21 protein-coding genes and 1 tRNA gene are annotated in these 19006 nt (G+C 60.1%); 3 read left to right on the top strand and 19 right to left on the bottom strand.

Going from position 1 to position 19006, the window contains the following annotated elements; all coding sequences use genetic code 11:
- The 6 genes from E2583_RS21015 to E2583_RS21040 all read right to left on the bottom strand — a co-directional run.
- The coding region (locus tag E2583_RS21015; protein ID WP_291598325.1) for an inner membrane CreD family protein at window positions 1-1006 on the bottom strand (1006 nt) is incomplete at its 3' end.
- Between the two features lie 107 nt (window positions 1007-1113).
- Window positions 1114-2568 (bottom strand): two-component system sensor histidine kinase CreC, encoded by a 1455-nt coding sequence (gene creC, locus E2583_RS21020; RefSeq protein ID WP_291598326.1) that lies wholly within the window; start codon window positions 2566-2568, stop codon window positions 1114-1116.
- Between the two features lie 5 nt (window positions 2569-2573).
- Complete coding sequence (locus E2583_RS21025; protein WP_291598328.1) at window positions 2574-3257, bottom strand: winged helix-turn-helix domain-containing protein; 684 nt, start codon at window positions 3255-3257, stop codon at window positions 2574-2576.
- Window positions 3258-3286: 29 nt separating this feature from the next.
- Entirely contained in the window at window positions 3287-4210 is a 924-nt protein-coding gene (gene rapZ, locus E2583_RS21030) for an RNase adapter RapZ (RefSeq protein WP_291598330.1), read from the bottom strand.
- 4 nt (window positions 4211-4214) lie between these two features.
- Window positions 4215-5972, bottom strand: coding sequence for a DNA repair protein RecN (gene recN / locus E2583_RS21035; protein WP_291598332.1), 1758 nt, complete (start codon window positions 5970-5972; stop codon window positions 4215-4217).
- Window positions 5973-5974: 2 nt separating this feature from the next.
- Window positions 5975-6874 carry an NAD kinase gene (locus E2583_RS21040; RefSeq protein ID WP_291598334.1) on the bottom strand — a complete coding sequence of 300 codons (900 nt, stop codon included), beginning with the start codon at window positions 6872-6874 and terminating at the stop codon, window positions 5975-5977.
- A gap of 29 nt (window positions 6875-6903) precedes the next feature.
- On the opposite strand from E2583_RS21040, the gene hrcA reads away from it, so the two are divergent.
- Window positions 6904-7911, top strand: a complete 1008-nt coding sequence (gene hrcA, locus E2583_RS21045) for a heat-inducible transcriptional repressor HrcA (protein WP_291598336.1) — start codon at window positions 6904-6906, stop codon at window positions 7909-7911.
- 52 nt (window positions 7912-7963) lie between these two features.
- Window positions 7964-8040, top strand: a tRNA-Ile gene (locus E2583_RS21050).
- A gap of 468 nt (window positions 8041-8508) precedes the next feature.
- Here the strand turns inward: E2583_RS21050 and E2583_RS21055 are convergent.
- The 5 genes from E2583_RS21055 to E2583_RS21075 form a co-directional block, all read right to left on the bottom strand.
- The gene (locus E2583_RS21055) at window positions 8509-8925 is read right to left on the bottom strand and encodes a hypothetical protein (RefSeq protein WP_291598338.1); all 417 of its coding nucleotides are present in this window, start codon (window positions 8923-8925) and stop codon (window positions 8509-8511) included.
- A 111-nt stretch (window positions 8926-9036) separates the two neighbouring features.
- Window positions 9037-9393 (bottom strand): hypothetical protein, encoded by a 357-nt coding sequence (locus tag E2583_RS21060; protein ID WP_291598339.1) that lies wholly within the window; start codon window positions 9391-9393, stop codon window positions 9037-9039.
- On the bottom strand, window positions 9393-9980 hold the full coding sequence (locus E2583_RS21065) for a hypothetical protein (protein WP_291598340.1): 588 nt from the start codon (window positions 9978-9980) through the stop codon (window positions 9393-9395). Before E2583_RS21065 ends, E2583_RS21060 begins: the two co-directional genes overlap by 1 nt.
- Window positions 9981-10566: 586 nt before the next feature.
- Window positions 10567-11235 carry a hypothetical protein gene (locus E2583_RS21070; RefSeq protein ID WP_291598341.1) on the bottom strand — a complete coding sequence of 223 codons (669 nt, stop codon included), beginning with the start codon at window positions 11233-11235 and terminating at the stop codon, window positions 10567-10569.
- A gap of 49 nt (window positions 11236-11284) precedes the next feature.
- The gene (locus E2583_RS21075; protein ID WP_291598343.1) at window positions 11285-14359 is read right to left on the bottom strand and encodes a tape measure protein; all 3075 of its coding nucleotides are present in this window, start codon (window positions 14357-14359) and stop codon (window positions 11285-11287) included.
- A gap of 293 nt (window positions 14360-14652) precedes the next feature.
- Between E2583_RS21075 and E2583_RS21080 the strand changes: the two genes are divergently transcribed.
- Window positions 14653-15714 (top strand): hypothetical protein, encoded by a 1062-nt coding sequence (locus E2583_RS21080; RefSeq protein WP_291598344.1) that lies wholly within the window; start codon window positions 14653-14655, stop codon window positions 15712-15714.
- A gap of 11 nt (window positions 15715-15725) precedes the next feature.
- Here E2583_RS21080 and E2583_RS21085 read toward each other — a convergent pair whose 3' ends face one another.
- From E2583_RS21085 to E2583_RS21120, 8 genes are all read right to left on the bottom strand, one after another.
- Complete coding sequence (locus E2583_RS21085) at window positions 15726-16004, bottom strand: hypothetical protein (RefSeq protein ID WP_291598345.1); 279 nt, start codon at window positions 16002-16004, stop codon at window positions 15726-15728.
- Window positions 16005-16346: 342 nt separating this feature from the next.
- Window positions 16347-16544: a hypothetical protein gene (locus E2583_RS21090; RefSeq protein WP_291598346.1), complete on the bottom strand. Its 198-nt coding sequence runs from the start codon at window positions 16542-16544 to the stop codon at window positions 16347-16349.
- A 390-nt stretch (window positions 16545-16934) separates the two neighbouring features.
- Window positions 16935-17369: a hypothetical protein gene (locus tag E2583_RS21095; RefSeq protein WP_052088128.1), complete on the bottom strand. Its 435-nt coding sequence runs from the start codon at window positions 17367-17369 to the stop codon at window positions 16935-16937.
- Window positions 17370-17371: 2 nt separating this feature from the next.
- On the bottom strand, window positions 17372-17704 hold the full coding sequence (locus E2583_RS21100; protein ID WP_291598350.1) for a hypothetical protein: 333 nt from the start codon (window positions 17702-17704) through the stop codon (window positions 17372-17374).
- Window positions 17701-17907, bottom strand: a complete 207-nt coding sequence (locus E2583_RS21105) for a hypothetical protein (protein WP_291598352.1) — start codon at window positions 17905-17907, stop codon at window positions 17701-17703. Before E2583_RS21105 ends, E2583_RS21100 begins: the two co-directional genes overlap by 4 nt.
- A complete protein-coding gene (locus E2583_RS21110; RefSeq protein WP_256628917.1) occupies window positions 17904-18245 on the bottom strand; it encodes a hypothetical protein in 342 nt (113 codons plus the stop codon). Before E2583_RS21110 ends, E2583_RS21105 begins: the two co-directional genes overlap by 4 nt.
- Window positions 18242-18577 (bottom strand): hypothetical protein, encoded by a 336-nt coding sequence (locus tag E2583_RS21115; RefSeq protein ID WP_291598355.1) that lies wholly within the window; start codon window positions 18575-18577, stop codon window positions 18242-18244. The genes E2583_RS21110 and E2583_RS21115 overlap by 4 nt, the downstream gene beginning before the upstream one ends.
- A 3-nt stretch (window positions 18578-18580) precedes the next feature.
- Complete coding sequence (locus E2583_RS21120; protein ID WP_291598357.1) at window positions 18581-18796, bottom strand: hypothetical protein; 216 nt, start codon at window positions 18794-18796, stop codon at window positions 18581-18583.
- Window positions 18797-19006: the final 210 nt, after the last annotated feature.

Consider the following 19006-nt stretch of genomic DNA (forward strand, 5'->3'; position numbering starts at 1 on the left):
CGACAAAGGTCAGGATCACAAAAAGAATGCCGTACTTGGTGGCGCGCTCGCTCAGCGAGTAGACATTGACGGGGTTGACGAACTCCGTGTCCATGGTCTCGAGGCAGGGACCGCTGTCGTCATGGCTGCGGGCTGCAGTGGCGGCATAGGTGTCCGAGCCGCCCCAGTAGCCAGGGCTGCAAAGACGTTGCTGACGCGTGAAGGCCGTGCTGGCAGAGGTGGCCAGCGAGGACAGCTCCCAGCTGGCGGTGAAGCTGCTGTCCGTCACCTCGCGTCGGCTGGGCAGAAAGCTGCCACCAAACGAGGGATGAGGCCAGTCGGCAGTCAGCGTGACCTTGCTCTCCGTGGCGATGGGGCTGAAGGCGAGCTGCTCCGTGCCCAGCAACTGCAGCTTGAGGTCCAGGTTCAGGGCTTCGCCTTTTTTCAGCAGGCTGGCGTCAATTTCCGCCTGAATGCCTTTGCCGTAGCGCTCCAGCGGCGTGCCGGATTCGACAGCCAGGTTCTGGCCGTTGGCCTGCAACGTTGCGCTGCGGATGCCGCGCGGATCGCTGAGCGCAAATGCCACAAGGACCTTGTTGCAGCGCACCACCGCGTTGGGCTCGCTGGGTCTGGGCAGTTCCGCATATTGCGCGGCATTGGCAAAACCGGCCGATACCTGGTCATGCAGCACATAGGTGTTGATGTGGTGCAGGCCGCGTGAGCGCTCTTCCATTTGGGCGTTGGCATTGTGGTTGAGCGTGTCGGGCAGCAGCATGCGCTGGAATTCACGTGTGCTGTATTCCACCTTTTTGCCATTGGTCGTGCTGGTGGTTTCCGTGCAGTTCTGCACCAGGGCCGGCCCAATCAGCGTCTGCGTGCCGGCCAGGCTGGAGACCACGCTTTGCACGGCGTAGTCGCGGTTGCGGATGCGGTCTTTCACCACATCCTGAATCATGGACAGGCCGGCCATGAGCAAGGCCAGAACGATCAGCAGTGAGACTGTCTTGAACAGCAGTCGGTTTTTCATGCGTGCTCCTGAATGAGAGGTTTCAGGACGCAGTGTCGGCAGCGACTGTGTGGACGCAATGAAGTCTGTGAAGCGGGTGTGAAGTCCTGCTTTGAAGCCCTGGAGGCTTAAATTCCAGGAGCGAAATCCAGTGTCACGGCCAAGCCGGGGTGGCGATTGCGCGCCTGCATGCTGCCGCCATGAAGATGCATGATGCGGGTGACGATGGACAGACCCAGCCCTGTGCCGCTGCGCTCTCCGTTGGGTCTGGGTGTGGTGAAGAAGCGCTCGCCCAGACGGGCCAGCAAGGGTTCGGCCACGCCCGGACCCTGATCGCTGACGCTGATGCGGTGCGGGGCCAGTTCAAGCGCGATCACGCTGTGCTCTGCGGAGAAATCCAGGGCGTTCTGCAGCAGGTTGCTGATGGCCAGGGTGACCAGGCCGGCCTCCCAGGGGCCGCTGCTGTCCACCCCGCTCAGCTGCATGACCATGCCGCGTTGCTCTGCATGGCTTTGCAGGGAGTCCATGGCTTTCCGGGCACACTCCATCAGGCTGCAGCCATGGTTGGTGTCCAGTTGCTGGCGCTGCTCGAGACGGCTGAGCTGGAGCAACTGGTCGATCAGGTTCTGCAGGCGCAGGCTCTGGTCCACCACCTGCCCGGCAAACAGGGCCCGGTCCCGGGGCGGCAGCTCTTCCTGCAGCAGCTCGCCCGCACCACGTATGGCGGCCACCGGGCTTTTGAGCTCATGGGTCAGCGCGCGCACATAGCCCTCGATATAGTCGCGTCCCTCCAGGCGCTTGCGCATATTGTCCATGGCCTGGGCCAGCTCGCCCAGTTCGCCGGGCATGTCGGGTATGGCCGCAGGGGGGCAGGCCTGTGCGGGGTGGGCGGACTCGTTGAGCGTGGGCGCCTGGACCTGTTGCGCATAGTTGCGCAGCCGGCGCACGTGAAGCACAAACCACCAGGTCACGGCGCAGCCCACGGCCGCAGACAGCAGCACAAACAGCAGGCCCCCGCGCAGAATCTTCTGCTCCGCACTGTCGACGATCTTCTGTACCGAACTGGAGGGCTTGGACGCAGTCAGCACTCCGGCAATCTGGCCGTCCACCATGATGGGCGCGGAGACGTACATGACGCTGCTGGATTCATCTTCCTTGACCGCTCTCGTGGTGCGTGCTCCATATTCGCCGCGCAGCGTCAGATAGACGTCGCGCCAGCGTGAGTAGTCCGCACCCTGGTCCCTGCCCTGAGAGTCGAACAGCACCAGACCCCGGGCGTCGGTGACGGTGATGCGCAGGTCCAGCGTGGTCTTGCGCGTGTCCCAGATCCAGGCCTGTACCGGTTTCTGCGTGTAACCCTGCAGCTGGGTGGCAAACGCGCTGTCCGTGCCGGCTCGCAGCCGGCCATCTTTCAGGTCGGCGCTGGCCAGCGTGGCCAGCGCATAGGCGGTCTCCACCAGCGTATCTTCGGTCACCTTGCGCACGCTGGGCTTGATCTCCACCATGAAGACGCGCAGCACGAAAAAGGCGGCCAGGCCGTTGATCAGGAAAAAGGCAAAGAAGAGACGCAGGCCCAGGCGCATACCGGCTACCCGGGCTGGTTCAGGCTGTAGCCCAGACCACGGTGGGTGACGATGAGCTCCTGATCTGGCAAACGCTCGCGCAGTTTGGCGCGCAGGGTCTTGATATGGGTATCCACCGTGCGATCTGCGCTCTCGCTGTCCAGACCCCAGATTTGCTCCAGCAAGGCGTCGCGGCTCAGGATGCGGCCTGCCGCGTTGACCAAGCTCTGCAGCAGCTGATATTCGCGCCGTGTCAGATCCAGTGCTTGGCTGTGGATCAGAGCCCGTTGGCCCTGCGCATCTATCTGAAGCGATTTCACTGGCCGGGCGGGCTCCGCAGGCTGAAACTGCCTGGAGCGGCGCAGCAGGGCGCGGGTGCGCGCCAGCAATTCACGTGGGCTGAAGGGCTTGGTCAGATAGTCGTCAGCGCCCAGCTCCAGGCCCAGTACCTTGTCCATTTCCTCGCCTCTGGCACTGAGCACCAGCACCGGAACAATGGAGCCGTCAGAGCGCAGTTCGCGGCACCAGTCCAGGCCGTTGCCGTCGGGCAGGCCTACATCCATGATCAGCACGTCAAATGATGATCGGCTCCATTGCCGACGGGCATCGGCGATCAGCAGGCTGTGGGTGACGGCAATGCCCTCGCGTTCCAGAACGTAGCAAATCGTTCGTGCGATGGCCGGGTCGTCTTCGAGCAGTAGCACCTGCATGGCGGATGTCTGAGGGCCGGGCATCGGTGTCAGCTGATGGGGTGGACGGCGTCCGGGGCCAGAAACTGTTGAGAGACCTGGATGAATTTGTCGCGGAAATCCAGCGAGCGGTGGCGGCGTACGGTGGGCCACTGTTTCTCGAAATGCCGGGCAAGGGCTTCGACGAGGAAGACCGAGCGGTGTTGCCCGCCGGTACAGCCTATGCCGACGGTGACATAGCTGCGGTGGTCTCTGGCCAGCAGCGGCAGCCAGCGTTCAAGGAACTGCTGTATATCCAGCTGCATCTGCTGCACTTCGGGCAAGGCGCCCAGATAGTCTGCAACCGGCTTGTCCAGGCCCGTCAAGGCACGCAGCTCCTTGTCGTAGAAGGGATTGGGCAGCATCCGCACGTCAAACACATAGTCCGAGTCGGTGGGCATGCTGTGCTTGAATCCGAAGGACTGGAACATCAGCGTCATCTGTCCTGTCGGTGCTTCGATGATCTGCTTGATATAGCTTTGCAGCTGTGCCGATTTGAGGTCGCCGGTATCGATGACGATGGACCGGTCGCGCAGCAGCCCCAGCAACTCGCGCTCTTTTTCGATATCGAGCTCCAGGGCCTGGCGTTCATTCGTCATGGAGCCGGGAGACAGGGGGTGGCGTCTGCGGGTTTCGGAAAAGCGCCTGATCAGCGTGCCGCTGTCGGCATCGAGAAAAATCATGCGTGGCATCAACCCCTGCTTTTTCAGGCGATGCAGCTGGTCGGGCAGCTGGGGCAACCCCTTGGCGCTGCGCGCATCCATGGCAATCGCCACTTTTTCGTCCTGATGGTTGAGCTTGAGCTCCACGAAGGACTGCAGCAGTTCCGGGGGCAGGTTGTCGACGCAGTAGTAGCCAGCATCTTCCAGCGCGTGCAGCGCAACGGATTTGCCCGATCCGGACATGCCGCTGATCAGAACAATCTCCATGGACATGATTTCACACTCCTCTGACTTTACTGCTCTTGCGTGCCGCCGTCGCGGCCTTGGCGCCTCGGGCCTGCGGCGCCGATGGACGCGGGGCGCTGGTGGCGGCCTGCTTTGAAGGCCATCTTGCCATGGCCAGCATTTCTCTGGCATGGGCCATGGTTGCTTCGGACAGGTGCTCGCCACCCAGCATCCGGGCCATTTCCATCTCGCGCTCCTCGCCTGTCAGCGGATCCACGCTGCTGATGGTGGTGTTGGATTTGGGGCGCTTGGTCACCCGGTAGTGCTGGTCTGCGTAGGCGGCGACCTGGGGAAGATGCGTGACAGCCAGCACCTGGCGCGACCCGCCGAGCGAGTGCATGAGGCGGCCCACGGTTTCGGCCACCGCACCACCCACGCCGGAGTCCACCTCGTCAAAGATCAGGGTCCCGGCCTGGCCGAGCTCGCTGGTGGTCACGGCAATGGCCAGCGAGATGCGCGACAACTCGCCGCCGGATGCGACCTTGGCCACGGGTTTGGGCGTGGCACCGGTATGGCCGGCCACCAGAAAGGTGATGCTGTCCGTGCCGGCAGGGCTGGCGGCATCCGCCTGCTCCAGCTGCACTTCGAAGCGACCGCCCTTCATGCCCAGACCTTGCATGGACTGCGTGATGGCGCGCGACAGGCGCGGCGCAGCCAGGGTGCGCTGCTGCGAAACTCTGCGCGCCTCTGCCTGGTAATGGAGGTGGGCGGTTTGCTCCTTGGCCCGAAGTCCTTCCACATCGACGGCAGCATCCAGCTGTTCCAGCTCCTGCTTCCAGCCCTCGAGCAGGGCGGGCAACTCTTCGGGCGTGCGCTTGTAGCGGCGCGCCAGCTGCATCCACAGCGACAGGCGTTCATCGAGATCGGCCAGCAGCTCGGGGTCCAGGTCGGCGCGGCGCAGGTAAGCCTGCAGAGAGTGGCGGGCATCGTGCAATTGGGCCACACAGGAGCCGAGCACGTCGGCAATGCCCTGAAACTCAGGCTCCAAATGCTCCTGGTCCTGCAGCAGGTGATGGGCTCTGCCCAGTGGGGTCGCCGCTCCTGCGTCCTCATCTTCGAGGAGTTGCAGGCAGGACTGTGCCGTGTCCATCAAGGTCTGCGCGTGCGACAGGCGCGTGTGCTGTGCGTTGAGCTCGTCCCACTCTTCAGCGCGCGGCGACAGCTTGTCCAGTTCGGTGATCTGCCATTGCAGGCGCTCTCGTTCGCGCTGCAGATTGTCCTGGGCCGAAAGCGCCTGCTCCAGAGCCAGATGGCTCTGGCGCCAGTCCTGCCACAACGACTTGAGCCGTGCGGTTTCAATGCCGCCGTAGGTATCCAGCATGGCGCGAGCCGCGTCCGGGCGGGTCAGGCTTTGCCAGGCATGCTGGCCATGAATGTCGATCAGCTGATCGCCCAGATGGCGCAGCTGAGTGGCCGTGGCGGGCGAGCCGTTGATCCAGGCGCGGCTGCGGCCCAGGCTGTCGATGACGCGGCGCAGCAGCAAATCCTGCTCCTGCGCAAAACCCGACTCCTCCAGCCACTCGTGCAGATGGGGTGGGCAATCGAATTCGGCGCAGATATCGGCCTGCGGGCAGCCTTCACGCACCACCTGTGCATCGGCACGTGCCCCCAGAACCAGCTGCAGGGCGTCGAGCATGATGGACTTGCCGGCCCCGGTTTCCCCGGTCAGCACCGTGAAACCGGTCTGCCAGTCCAGATCCAGGGTCTGGACAATCACAAAGTCCCGCAGGACGATGCGCTTCAACGCCATGGTCAGACGCCTCCCTCGTTCCAGCCCAGCTTTTTGCGCAGGGTGTGGAAGTAATTCCAGCCCTTGGGGTGCAGAAAGTGCACGCTGTGATCGGCGCGCGTCACCAGGATGCGGTCGCCATGCTGCAGCGATGCCAGGGATTGCATGTCGAAATTCGCGCTGGCATCGCCACGGCCGCCCACCACCTCGATGGTCACTTCCTGGGCGTCGGAGAGCACGATGGGGCGGTTGGAGAGATTGTGCGGCGCGATGGGCACCATCACCCAGGCCGGGATCGACGGGTGCAGCATGGGGCCGCCGGCAGAGAGCGCATAGGCGGTGGAGCCCGTGGGGGTGGCCACGATCAGGCCGTCCGCGCGCTGGTTGGAGACGAAGCTGCCTCCGACTTCGATGCGCAGTTCCACCATGCCCGAGGTCGAGCCACGGTTCACCACCACATCGTTCATCGCCTGGGCTTCAAACACGCACTGGCCGTCTCGCATGACGCGTGCGTTCATCAGGGTGCGTTCGTCTTCCTCGTACTCGCCCTGCAGGATGGGGGTGATGGAAGCTTCGAATTCATCCAGGGCGATATCGGTCACAAACCCGAGGCGGCCCTGGTTGATGCCGACCAGCGGTGTGCCATAGCGCGCCAGATGGCGGCACACGCCCAGCATGGTGCCGTCCCCGCCCACCACCAGGCCGAGATCGCAATGCCGGCCCAGACCGTCCACGTCCATGCTCGGGTAATCGGGCAGACCCGCATAGATGGCTGACTGGGTATCCAGAATCACCTCACAACCCAGGCTGCGCACGTAACCGGCAATCCGTTGCAGTGCTTCGCTGGCCGCATCGGACGGAATCCCTGCTGCCGGTGTGTGGTACTTGCCGATCAGGGCAATATGGTGGAACGTGGATGTCATCTGGGAAATTACATCATTAAAATGAAATCATGCTCGACGAACGTGCCAAGTTATTGCTCAAAGCGCTGATCGAGCGTTACATCGCTGACGGTCAACCAGTCGGCTCGCGCACACTTTCACGTGCATCCGGGCTTGAATTGTCGCCTGCCACCATACGCAATGTGATGGCCGACCTGGAAGAGATGGGGCTGATCATCAGCCCTCACACATCGGCAGGCCGTGTGCCGACAGCCAGGGGGTACCGCCTGTTTGTCGACACCATGCTGACGGTGGACCGCTGCGATCTTGTAACGCCCGGCCTGATGCCCGAACAGCCTCAGAAGGTGATCGCCAATGCGGCCAACCTGCTTTCCAGCCTCTCCCAGTTCGTGGGCGTGGTCATGGTGCCGCGTCGCAGCTCCGTCTTCAAGCATATCGAGTTCGTGCGCCTGTCGGAGCGGCGCTTTCTGGTCATCATCGTCTCGCCCGAAGGCGATGTGCAGAATCGCGTGATCTTCACGGATGTGGACTACGAGCCCTCGCAACTGATAGAGGCCTCGAATTTCCTCAATCACCATTACGCCGGTTTGGCGATGGAAGAGGTGCGCACGCGACTGCAAACCGAGGTGGAGCAATTGCGGGGTCAGGTTGCCAGCCTCATGCAGGCGGCTGTGAATGTCGGCGCGGAAGTCATGAGTCACCATGATCGCGAGGATGTGGTGATCGCCGGCGAGCGAAATCTGCTGTCCGTGAGCGACTTTTCCAGCGACATGGGCAATCTGCGTCGTGCTTTCGATCTGTTCGAGCAGAAAACGCAGATCCTCAGACTGCTGGACTTCTCCAACCAGGCCGATGGCGTGCGCATCTATATTGGCGGAGAGAGCCAGACCGTGCCTTTCGAGGATCTGTCCGTGGTGAGCGCTCCTTATGAACTCGACGGCAAGGTGGTGGGAACTCTGGGGGTGATCGGGCCCACACGCATGCATTACGACAAGATGATCCAGATTGTCGATATCACATCCAAACTGGTGAGCAATGCTCTGAGCCACAAGCGTTAGGCCCTACAATGGCGAAGTTTTTCTGGCGGCAGCCACGGCTGTTGTCAGTGTTGGGGCGTTAGCTCAGTTGGTTAGAGCAGAGGACTCATAATCCTTTGGTCGTCGGTTCAAGTCCGCCACGCCCTACCAATATTCATAAAGAAAGCCTGCTATCTAATCGGTAGCAGGCTTTTTTGTTTTGAAGATCTGTAGGCAATCTGTAGGCACTTTTGGCAAATCTGCAGCACGAGGCAGGAGGCCGCTTTTTGTCGATTTGTGCTCATTGGCTGCGTTTGTGTTGCGCGTTGGTGGCACAGATGCAGCGAGAAGATCCAGCGCCCATTTGTATGGATGTGGCTTCAGCACTGAAGACTTATTGCGCTCGATAAGGGTCTTGAAAGGGTTGCCGAAGGGTTTCGAAGCCCCTTCCAAGCCCCATTGAAGGCCTCGGGGAACGGTTGAGAAAGGCGGGGCAGGTGACAAGTCCTGTAACGCTCATGCCCCGTTACGGTAACGCGCTGCCAGTGTTTCAGTAACGGCCTTGCCATGTTTCATGCGTTACATGGAAACGGCTGTAACGCTGGCCCAGCGGCCGTGCAGCCTGACTCTGCAGCGGATTCACACTTTTGAATCCGTCAAGCTCCTGTCAATCAGACCGGCAGCTCCATCGAGCTGCTTCCAGTTCCTACTGTTCTTCAAGTGGAGGCGCTTTTGACGCGTGGGCCTGGGGACAATCTGGCGGGCGCGGCGCTGAAACTCTTTCTCCTTCCACTCGTCCGTTTCCGAGATCGGCACCAGCTTGCAACGCACGATACCGGGCTCACGGGTCACCTGCAGCGCATGGGTGGCCTTCGGCTTGGTGCGGGGTCGTGCACAGACACTGAGTTCGCGGGTGGCCAACTGAAAAACAGAGACGGGCGCAGAGTGGATGCACTCGGGAGGCTGGCAAGCGCTGGCCGGCTTGATCGTCCTTTCGAACAGGCCCGGGTCGTATTCATCGTCGATCAGGGAGAGGAAGCGTTCCAGGGCACTCATGGGCAGGCGTCAGAAGGTTTGAACACCTGCCCCATGTTAGGAATCGGTTCCCCAATGAAAAACGCGGCCGAAGCCGCGCTGTGCATTGGTGTTGACCGGTCAGGCCATGGTTTATGCCTTCTCTTGGTTCATCAGGTCGTTGATGTTGTAGCCCGCAAACTCATTGCGGGCAGCGTTCTGGGCCTGCTTCTCAGCTTTTGCCGGATCCTGCGCCTCTGCAGGCTGGTCGCGCAGCAGCTTGGTGTAGTCCGCCAGCAGCGCCGAATCGGTCTTGCCGTCGGTGTGGATGCCGGCCTCCTTCAGCTTGGCCAGGACGGCATCTCGGATTGGGTCTACCTGGGCCCCAGGTGCGGGCGACGGTGCAGGGGTACCGGCGTTGCGAGCTGGCTGATACATGCGGGCAGCATCAGCGGGCGGCACATGGCGCATGTCGCGTGCGGCGGGGTTGTTGTTGGTGGTGAGGGGCATCACTCGCCTTTCTCTGCCTGGTGGATGAGGATTTGCGCCATCTCTGGCACGGTGGGGACGAAACCGTCGATCTGGACTCGATCGCCATAGAGGAGCTTTGACCAGTCATGCCGAATTCCAGAGACCGCCCCCTGTGCTGCAGTGTTCGCGGCCAGGTGCCTCAGGTGCGCAGCCTTGAAGGCTTCAAAGGCCTGCTGCTCTTCGTCGTGTGCCTTCGAGGCTTTCGCCTTCAATATGGCCCGCTCCGCATCCTTGACGTCTGCATCCGTCTGCTTGGCGTGCTCCTGCGCCTGGTGCAGCGCCTGCTGGTGCTCTGTCAACACCGATTCGAAGGCGTCGAGGTGGGCGCGAATGTCGGCCACGTTCTGCGCGGGCTCCTCGGCCTTGCCGCCCAATCCGAAGGCCGCCAGGATGCCAGCGCGCTGCTTTGTTTCGGCTGCCGTGAGCTTCACTGCCTGGTCGGCAATCAGGCCCTGCAGACGCTCTAAGGCTTCCTGGGCGATGCGAACGTTTGCAAGAGCGGCCACATGCTTTTTGCTGAGGTTTTGCCATAGCTGTTTGGCAAGGTCGATTCGGGTGGTACTCATTGACTGAATCCCATGTTGGTGAACATGATGGCCAATGCTGCGCAGATGGCTATGTCACGGCATAGGGTGCCTTGTCACGCGTGACAGCCGTGACAGACCATGCCCGGGGAACTGTTTCAAAGCCCTCTCTCAAGGGTTCGCAAACCGTTCGGAAACCCTCCCGCCCATTCCACGGAGAGCCGCGCCATTGCTGGGGCAGAGAGTTTCGAAACTGTGCGGGAATTGCAGCCGAGCCAGCATGGAAGATCACTGTCCACCCTTGAGCAAAGGCTTTGCGAAAGCCTTTCGGCAAGGGTTCACCCAAGGTGCCGTGCATAGCCCTTGCATGCCCTGGCCGTGGTGGGTATCAACGCCCCTCGGCTGCTGAAGATATCCCCCCTTGATGTAGCGAGATATCCCCCCTTCACCTGCGCGGAAAACCGTTCAGAAATCCCCCTCCAATCACGCCACTGCTTGCGCCGGCATTGGGCCGCAGGGGCACGATAGTGCGCGGAAATAACAGCTCGGCCAACATGGCGGGTCAGCGGCAGCCCGCGCCATTGCTGGCTGTCAGTGCACCGCGGGTGCGCAGAAATAACCACGCACTTCAGTGCTGGTTTCGGGTTCCGTAGACCAGTTCCATGAAACTCTTGAACCCCAGAAGCTGCGCCATGTTGTCAACGTCTTGGGGTCTGCAGCGCCGGTGATAGTTTTGCCCATGCCAGCGCCACAGCCGCCCAACCAAGGGTAAATGGACGGGCCAGCACTCCCTCGGTCGCCCCTCCCAAGGCTGAGCAATTGCCATGCTCAGCATGTGCTCAGCAGGAATGCCGCAATGCATCAGCTTCTCGAGCTGTGGCTCAACTAGGCTCCGGCGATAGAGCATCACGCCATGGACATGGTTGGCGCGTTTCTTATGGCTTGCAGGGTGATAGCCTGACCAGGTGTTGGCCGGCATGATGGGTTCGAGGGCTTCATTCACCACCTGCTCTCCGGCCCAAGCAAAAGGCGCATTTGGATGTGCCAAGAGGAGGTCAAGCAGCTGGGTGTAAATGCCGGGCGTCACGCGGTCGTCTGGATCGGCATAGCTCAAGAATGGCGCGGATCCTTGTTGATAACCTGCCGCTCGAGCGGCACCAAGCTTGCCCGGTATGCCTTCAATCCAGAACTGATTTACGGGCTCGCCATCCAAATCAGTGCGCAGCTCTCTTGACCATTCCGGGCTGTCCGTAGGCATTGTCAGCACGTGGCAATCAATTTGGTGATTCATCGACATCTACTATTTCACGATCAATTTCCACAGTCAGTGTCTCGGTGCGAGCTCATTAGCTATCCCTCAGACCGAAGCGCCCCTTCAACGATCTGTATGGTGCTCCAGCACCGCGAGCAATTCCATCGCCAATGCGATCCTCAAACTCCTTGAAAATGACATCTACGTCGATTCGGCCGGGGCTCGAGCTGCGCTGACTCACTCTCTCGGGCTGGGATGGTGCACCCAGGATATTCACGTTGACAATGGGAGCAGCCCATGAGCCGCCACGCCCCTCCGGAGACGGCACCTTTGCCACATCCATGCCACCCAAAGGAGTGACACTGCCTGACTGGCCAGCCATCATGAGCAACTGCTTGTTGCCGACCGTCAGCAGCTCGGGATCGCCATCTTCATTGACCTCGTACATATTCCCAGCACCAACACCGCCGCCGTTGGAACGCCTACCTGACAACTTCAGGCCAAGGCCACCGCCGCTGTAGTTGCTGGCTGTGGTGAGGCTATAGGCTTGGGGCGAAGCCGCGGCAGCTGCGGAGCCGCCACCAATCAGTGAGGTGACGCCGTTCATCAGCATGCCAAACAAGCCATCGCTCTTGGAGCCACCCATCGCTGAGACCATCTGCTGGCGCACTTGAATGCGGATCAGGTCCGCAATGATCGAATCGGCCAGGCTCTTGAAGTCCAACTTGCCAGTTTGGGCAAACTTGACCAAAGCATCTTCCATGCCCTGAAATGCTTTCTCTGTGAGGCTTTGTGCTTGGCTAGCAGCATCACGCGCAGATTCGATGAAGTTCTCCCACGCACGAGACACGCCATTGGTCCACACCTCATCCGTGCCACGCTTGCGCTGGACATGGGCGTCATAAGCGGCCAGGGATTTTCCTTGATACGCCTGCTCGATCTGCAAAACCTCGTCGTAGAGCTTGCCTATGCGGGCGCGATCCTTTTCATCGGCCTGGGCCAATGCCGTGCGCCGTTGGTCTTCGATCTGCTGTGCGCGCTGAGCGAACTGCTGCACCAGTTGGAGCCGTTGCTCCATTTCATTGCGAGCCCGCGTCCCCAACGATGCGCCCGCGATCTCGGAGTCCTGGCGTGCAATCTCTACTTCCAGCTGACGCCGCGCCGCAATCTCCGCATTGGAAACCATCATCGCTTCTACTGCTTCACGCTGCGCGATAGCTGCCCGCTCCTTGGCCGCTTTTTCTCGAATGAGGCTAATGGCCTTCTCGTGCCCCTCAACGCTGATTTTCTTCGCCGCTAGCAGCGCATCATTTTTTCGCAGCTCCTCTGCCTCAACGAGGTCGATCTTTTGCCAGGCAGTCGCAGTGGCTGTTTCCAGCCCGGCGAGGTAGCCTGCGCCATCAAACTTCTCTGATGGCGTCCTGGTTGGTTTCGGGGCCTTCTTCTCGGTGATGAATGCATCACGAATGCGCTTTTCCAACTCTGGGGTGAATGCTTCGCCAAGCTCTTTCTTGGCTTTTGCCACCTCCGCATTTGCCTTTTCAACGTCGGTGGCGTACTTCTTCATCCAGTCAGGAAGCTTGGCCCTCTGACCGGCTTCGTTGACCTCTTCCTGTAGGTCGCGATTCGTCTTGAGGGCGCGGTTTATGTCGTCGTACTCCCCTTGAATGTCGATCAGGCGAAGTTGCTCCATTGCGGTCAGGTTCGCACCCTTGGCCTTCAGGGCGTTGATTTCCGTGAGCAGAGTACCGAGCCTCTCTTCATTCTTCCCGCCTGTCTTGGCCGCTTCCACATTGCCTGCCTTCGCAAGAGCAAGGCGCTCACGGAGCTTTTTATTTTGCTTCTCCAAGCTGGCGATAATCTCGCGCCCGCTGGCCTCAACTTCTGCAGCAGCCTTGGCACTCTCATCCCTGGCGGAATTGCCCCACAGGGACCACGCAGTGACCCCCAGGCCCAGAAGCGTCGTAATCAGCCCGATAGGGCCGCCCAGCAAGCTGACAGCCCCGCGTGCAAGTCCACTGCTCACGGAGACAGCCCTCTGTGCTACGGACAGTTCTAGCAGTGCAGCAGAATGGGCGTCAGCAGCAGTTTTGGCGGCAGCTTGAGCGGGAATCAGCCCGTTGGTAGCCACGGCAAGAATCGCAGCCCCCTGAGCCGAAAGCACCGCCTGCCTGAGCTCAGCCACGCGCGCAGTGGTCAGACTGGCTGTTGCGGCGGTAGCTGCGACATTGGCCTGCGCCGTTGCCAGGCTCGATGCCGCCATTGCGCGATTGGCGCTAACTGCTGCAATGGCTTGCTTGGCGAAGTCCAGCATCCATGTGGCCATCTTGACGGCCGCCACTGTGCCCATGATTCCAGCAAGGAGCGTGAGATTGTTTGCCAGCAACCCAATACCACCGGTCAGGGCCTTGACCACGCCATTTGCAGAAGCCTGTTCGCCAATGAAAAGGGTTGCTTCGTTGCGCAGTTGCTGGAATGCGCCGCCAATCGTTTGAACGCTCTTGGCCTCTTCCTCCAGATCCTTGAGTGCCTTGGGAAGCGCATTGGCCATCACCTCGCTGGTCAGCTTGCCGGCGGCGGCCATCTCGCGCAGTTGGCCCACCGGCACACCCATGCCGTCCGCCAGGGCCTTCATGAGCCGTGGGGAGGCCTCGTTGACTGCATTGAACTCCTCCCCCCTCAGGGTCCCTGTGGCGAACGCCTGAGAGAGCTGCAGCGTGGCGCTTGCAGCTTCGTTGGCACCGGCACCGCTGACCTTCAGGGACAAAGCAACAGCGCGAGTGACTGCCGCCACCTGCGCCTGGGATGTGCCCATCTCCTTGGTCGCAGACGTGATGCGCGCATACAGCACTGCTACACCGGATATGTCGGTCTGCGCCTCCTGTGCGATCTGCTTGACCTGCGCCATTGCCGCAGAGAATTCAGCAGTGCCATCGGTGGCCAGCTTGAGCTGCGCCGAAAGCTTGGTGTAGGCATCCATCTGCGCAATCAGATAGGAGGCCGAAGCCAGAGCCGCCACGGCAGAGGCCACTTGCGTGAGCTTCGCTTGGAAGCCTTCGAGGCTCGATGCTGTCTTGTCCAGTTGCTGCTGGGCGCGGCGCTGATCCTTGATCAACTGATCAAGCTCTAGCGTCACGTCATAGTAAATTTCGCCGACTTTTTCTGCCATTGCATGCTCTCCGATTTGATGAGAGCCATGCTAAGAATGCTCAGAGCGGGCTTTTTCGCTCGCCAGCCCGCGAACTACCAGGATGCAGAAATGCTCAGAAATCGCGACTTACTTAACCAGGGGGCCGCACTGCAACCCGCGCCACTGCTGTTCAGCCGTGCGCCTTGCATGCGCAGAATGTGCCCTGCCTTTCCGTGGCGCTGGTCAACACGCGTTCCGAGCTGTACCCTAGCAAAGCAAAGTCCGACGCAGACGGCTGTCGGTATCTTTCCTGCCGCAGCAATCAATTGACCATGACATCAAATCCCCCCACGAATACAGATAGCGAAGATTCAGCCGCTGCTTCAAGTTTGGCTGATGCCGCAGAGAGTAGTCTCCCTCCGAGCACCGCACCTGACCGATTCAGTGTCAAAGCGCGAGGCGCATTCCCCAGTGAGGAAGAAGCGCGGGAACTTGCTAGCGTTGTAGGTCAAGCCATTCGGGAGTTCGGCCGGGTTTTCGACCTATCTAGGTTAGATGGCGTAACTGTTGCCGAGGATTACCCGCAAGCATTGGCTGAACTGGATCGTGGCTACAAGAGCAGCCGCACGCTCACCCCGACCACGGGCTCTGTTACCGGCGTCGCAATGACGCCAGCGGTACTTCGGGATGATGTACTTAAATGCCACATTGTGCTTAACGCCTATCACGCATGGCCACTGCTTGATCCCAATAGTCCTAATTATCAATTTTCGATCCACATGATCGCGCATGAATGCGCTCATGTTGAGATCACCAGCAAATTTGATACGGCAATTCCCGGTGTGCACTTGAGAGGCTGTTTCATGGACATCCGCGATCGAGCGCGCCAAGACGTGATTTTTGGTTGCTGGGATGAATATGCCGCCACCAACCTTAGTGCGAGGTTTGGCGAGGATCCCACGCAAGGGTATGAAGACAATTTGCTCCTCCACATGGGGACCGCACGCCAACAGGCCAACGATGCGATCAAAGCCTATCGCATCGACCACGACGTAGAGAAGGTCTACAACGCTGTCTGCAGAGCTTATGGAAACCTCTTGAAGTACGCCGCGTACTATCTCGGCAACCTAGATGGTCATGGAATCGCGCTTTCGCAAAGGCAGGACTTCGAAAAGGCGCTCTCTGGCCACTGGTTTGAGCCCTACTTCCTCAGGCTGGAGGATGCCTGCAAAGATATCGCTGCCCAGTATGGCGCTTGGACAGATCAAAGTCTGTTCGAAGTCATTGGCGACATATTGGAAGACATTGTTGAAGAGGGTGGGATCAAATGCTCTCAACAACCCGATGGCCGTCTCTACATGGATGTTCCATTCACGGCTGCAACGATGGTCTGAGTCTTGACTTATCACGTGCTCTCAGCCTGCCCGGCCGCATCCGCATAACGCCTGGCATTGCGCACGCTCATGCCGGTGAGCTCGGCAATACGGTAGCTGGCATCCCGTGGGCTGAGCCCTTCAGCATGGAGTTGTTGCGCGTGCTGGGTGGCCAGGACGCGGGGGAAGGCAGCAACCACCTCGGGCCGGCCCAGTGCGTTCACCAGGTGCTTAGCCACGCTGTGTCCGAACTGTTCCACCAGCACAAGGATGGCCGCGTCTGCCAGTTGCTGGCGTTTCTCTTTTGTCATGGGCTTATGGATCCTGGCGGCCTTCGTATGATTTGAACTGCCTCCGATGGCTGCGCCCAGTTCACCTGCTTTGCAGGCCTGGGCGCTTTTTTTGTGCGTACACGGCAGGCCTCATGTGTTGCGACCGACCGCGCGGGGTTCTGATCAGGGAATTTCTGTTTTCTCCCCCTTAATTTCTGGATTCACATAACCACTGCAGATGGCATATCTAGATGGTGTCCGTGTGGCGGTACAGAGAGAGGGGCAAAACGGGGGCGCATAGTACCGTGGGGCGGTACAGAAAAGGCTTCCTCTGTACCGTGGGGCGGTGCAATAGGCGGCCTCTCTGTACCGTGGGACGGTCTAAGGGTTGCGTTTTTGATGTGCTGCAGCTCGTGCCAAGCTTTCCCTGGCGCTGACCACGGAAAATTGGTAAAGCAAGCAGCCACCTGCCAGCTGTCGTGGCATAGCTTTGGGATTCTCCTGTTCTGCGGGCACCTTGTGTGCTTCTTTCAACAGTGCTTCTTTCATCATGGCGAGATAAGCGCTTGCGTTGTCCATCTTGAAATCCTTCTCCTAGTCGGGCCGTCTTGAGGCCGGCGTTTTCGGTTCTCCGTGCTGCTGGTGTCGGTTTCCCGAAGACCGCGCGGGGTTTCTCTATGTTTCCTCATGCTCTTCATCTGCATGTCAGCAGTGCAGTTGCCACCCCATGGATGGCAATAATGCATAGGACTACAGTTTCTGTAGCAGGGAAACACTTTGTAAGCGCAAATTTCAAAGTGCCCGGAATCCAATGCACATGCGGGATTGCAGCGCTTTTTGAGATATTCACGGACTACAGTTTCTGTAGTCGGGAAACAGCCTCCGACTACAGTTTCTGTAGCGTTAAAACGCCTCAACGCTACAGAAACTGTTCCGTAACGCTACAGAAACTGTAGGCCTGATCTGTTTCTAAGATGGTGAGGACTTGACGGCCTCCTTTGCTTCTGCAAGCGTTTTCAGCTCCCTCCATTCGTTTGTGGCTCCAAGGGCGGAAATGCCCAGCTTTGGCCATTCGTGCATAGGCTCATCCGTGAAGCGGTAGAGGGTGCAAACCTGCCTGCCAAAGGCAATGCCACCCTGCCGAGTCACAGCGATCAGGCCCACGGCCTGCAGCTCACGCAGCGCTTTGGACAAGGTTGTCGGTGCAGTCCAGCCGTATGCCTTCAAGTCGCTCAGTGTGGCGCTGATGTTGCCGTTGTTGGTTGAGGTCAGCTTGCGGCGCATCACTCCATACAGGCTGTGAGCCGAGTACCCGACCACCCTCCAAGCCATCGAATCGATGATCTCCCAGTAAATGCGCACATGGCCGCCACGCGGATCTGCGGGCTTGTGGTTACGCGCCATCGTCAGGCATCCTTCCTCTCGCCCTGGCCGTAGCGCTGCTGTCGCTGGGCCATCCATGCCGCATGCCGCGTGAAGGCCTCATCGTTGCGCAGGCCGTCCCCGTAGTAGTCAATGAAGTCGCCCAGTTCAACTAAGTCGGGGTCTTCGGACTCTTCAGGGGGCATGCGCGGCATGGCTGCAATCACGGCTTTGGCCGCGAGCTCGACCGCGTACATCATTGGTTCGTAATCGGCCTTTCGGACACGGCCACGGCTCACGCAGCGCAGGATGGCATTGAGGCTCAGGCCGGCCTTGTCGTAGTCGCTCAGGGCGTCAAAGTCAGCAGCACAGTTCATTGGTGCACCTCAACGCGCTTGACGCTGATGCCAATGGCTTCGGGTCGTTGGTCGATCGCGGCCACTGCTGCTGCCATTGCCTGAGCAGACGTAGCGAAGGAACCGGGCAGGAGCTCCTGATAGCTAGCGGTCGTGCCATCGGGCAGAGGTTCTCCCTGAAAATCAAGAAAGGGGAACCATTGCACTTTGGAGGATGTATTCATGTCGCACCTCCAATGCGCTCAATACCGTCCATCGTTGCCCAGGCGGTGGGATTGCCCAGCACCGGAGTCTTGGACATTTCATCTGCCAGGGAGCCGATCAGGCTCACAAGGTGCTGCGCCATGAACAGGTCATTGCCCGCCCGGACCACGCCGCCGGTGTTCTCGAGCTCAGCGCGCGCATCCGCCAGGAAGTCGCGCAGCGCAATGCACTGCCCGGCGATGGTGGTGAATACCGTTTCAATATCCTTGGCGCGATGGATATAGCCAAGCTTGGCAGCCGTGTGCGGGCAAGGGGCTGCTGGTGGTCTGGCCGAGCTGAAGGTCTTGTCTGTCTTCATGCTGCACCGCCTTTCTTCCTAATAGATCCGATCCATTCGACTCCCCCACCAAACCGGTTTTCCCCTAGAGCCTTGTCAGTCGCGCAGCCGATGCTTTGGCCCATCGCGAGAGCTGCGTCCATGAGCCGCTCGCGCTCCGATGCATCGCGACAGTCCTTAGCCATCAAGAGATGGCTTTTAAGCGCGTTCGTCTGGCATGCAATCACATCTATGAACATCAGAAGTTGGTCATAGCTATATTTACCAGCCTCGGCGGCCTCGAAGCGGTCACCAGATTTCGAGCAAGGCTCCGCCTGCACTGCCACGCGGGCAGCGTTTTTACGTGCGTTCATGGTTTAGCCCTCCCGCTTCAGTTCGAGAGCGCGCAGGGCGTCAATGGCTTGCTGGGCTTCGGCGAGGAAGTTCAGGGCGAACAGGTACATGGGCTCATTGGCCGTGAGCATGGCTTTGCAGCGGCTCAGGCTGTTCACGGCCTGCATGTGCAGTTGGATGGGGTCAGGGGTGCCCGTGGTAGGCAAGATGGACGCAGCAGCGCGTGGAGAGGTAGCCATGAAGGCCTCCAGGTGGGTTCGGTTTGCTACAACCACCACCCCCCACGCCAATGGAAGGCGGCAGCTCGGACAGGTTGGCGTACCGGGAACCTCCTGCGAGAACCGGTGGGCGCAAGGCCCCCCGTCCGAGCCACCATAAACTGAGGGCACAGACAAGAAAGCCGCAGACTCTGCGAAAAGAGACCACGGCTTACGTCGTGGAGATTCAAC

Source organism: Comamonas sp., assembly GCF_009360615.1.
Classification (GTDB): Bacteria; Pseudomonadota; Gammaproteobacteria; order Burkholderiales; family Burkholderiaceae_C; genus Comamonas.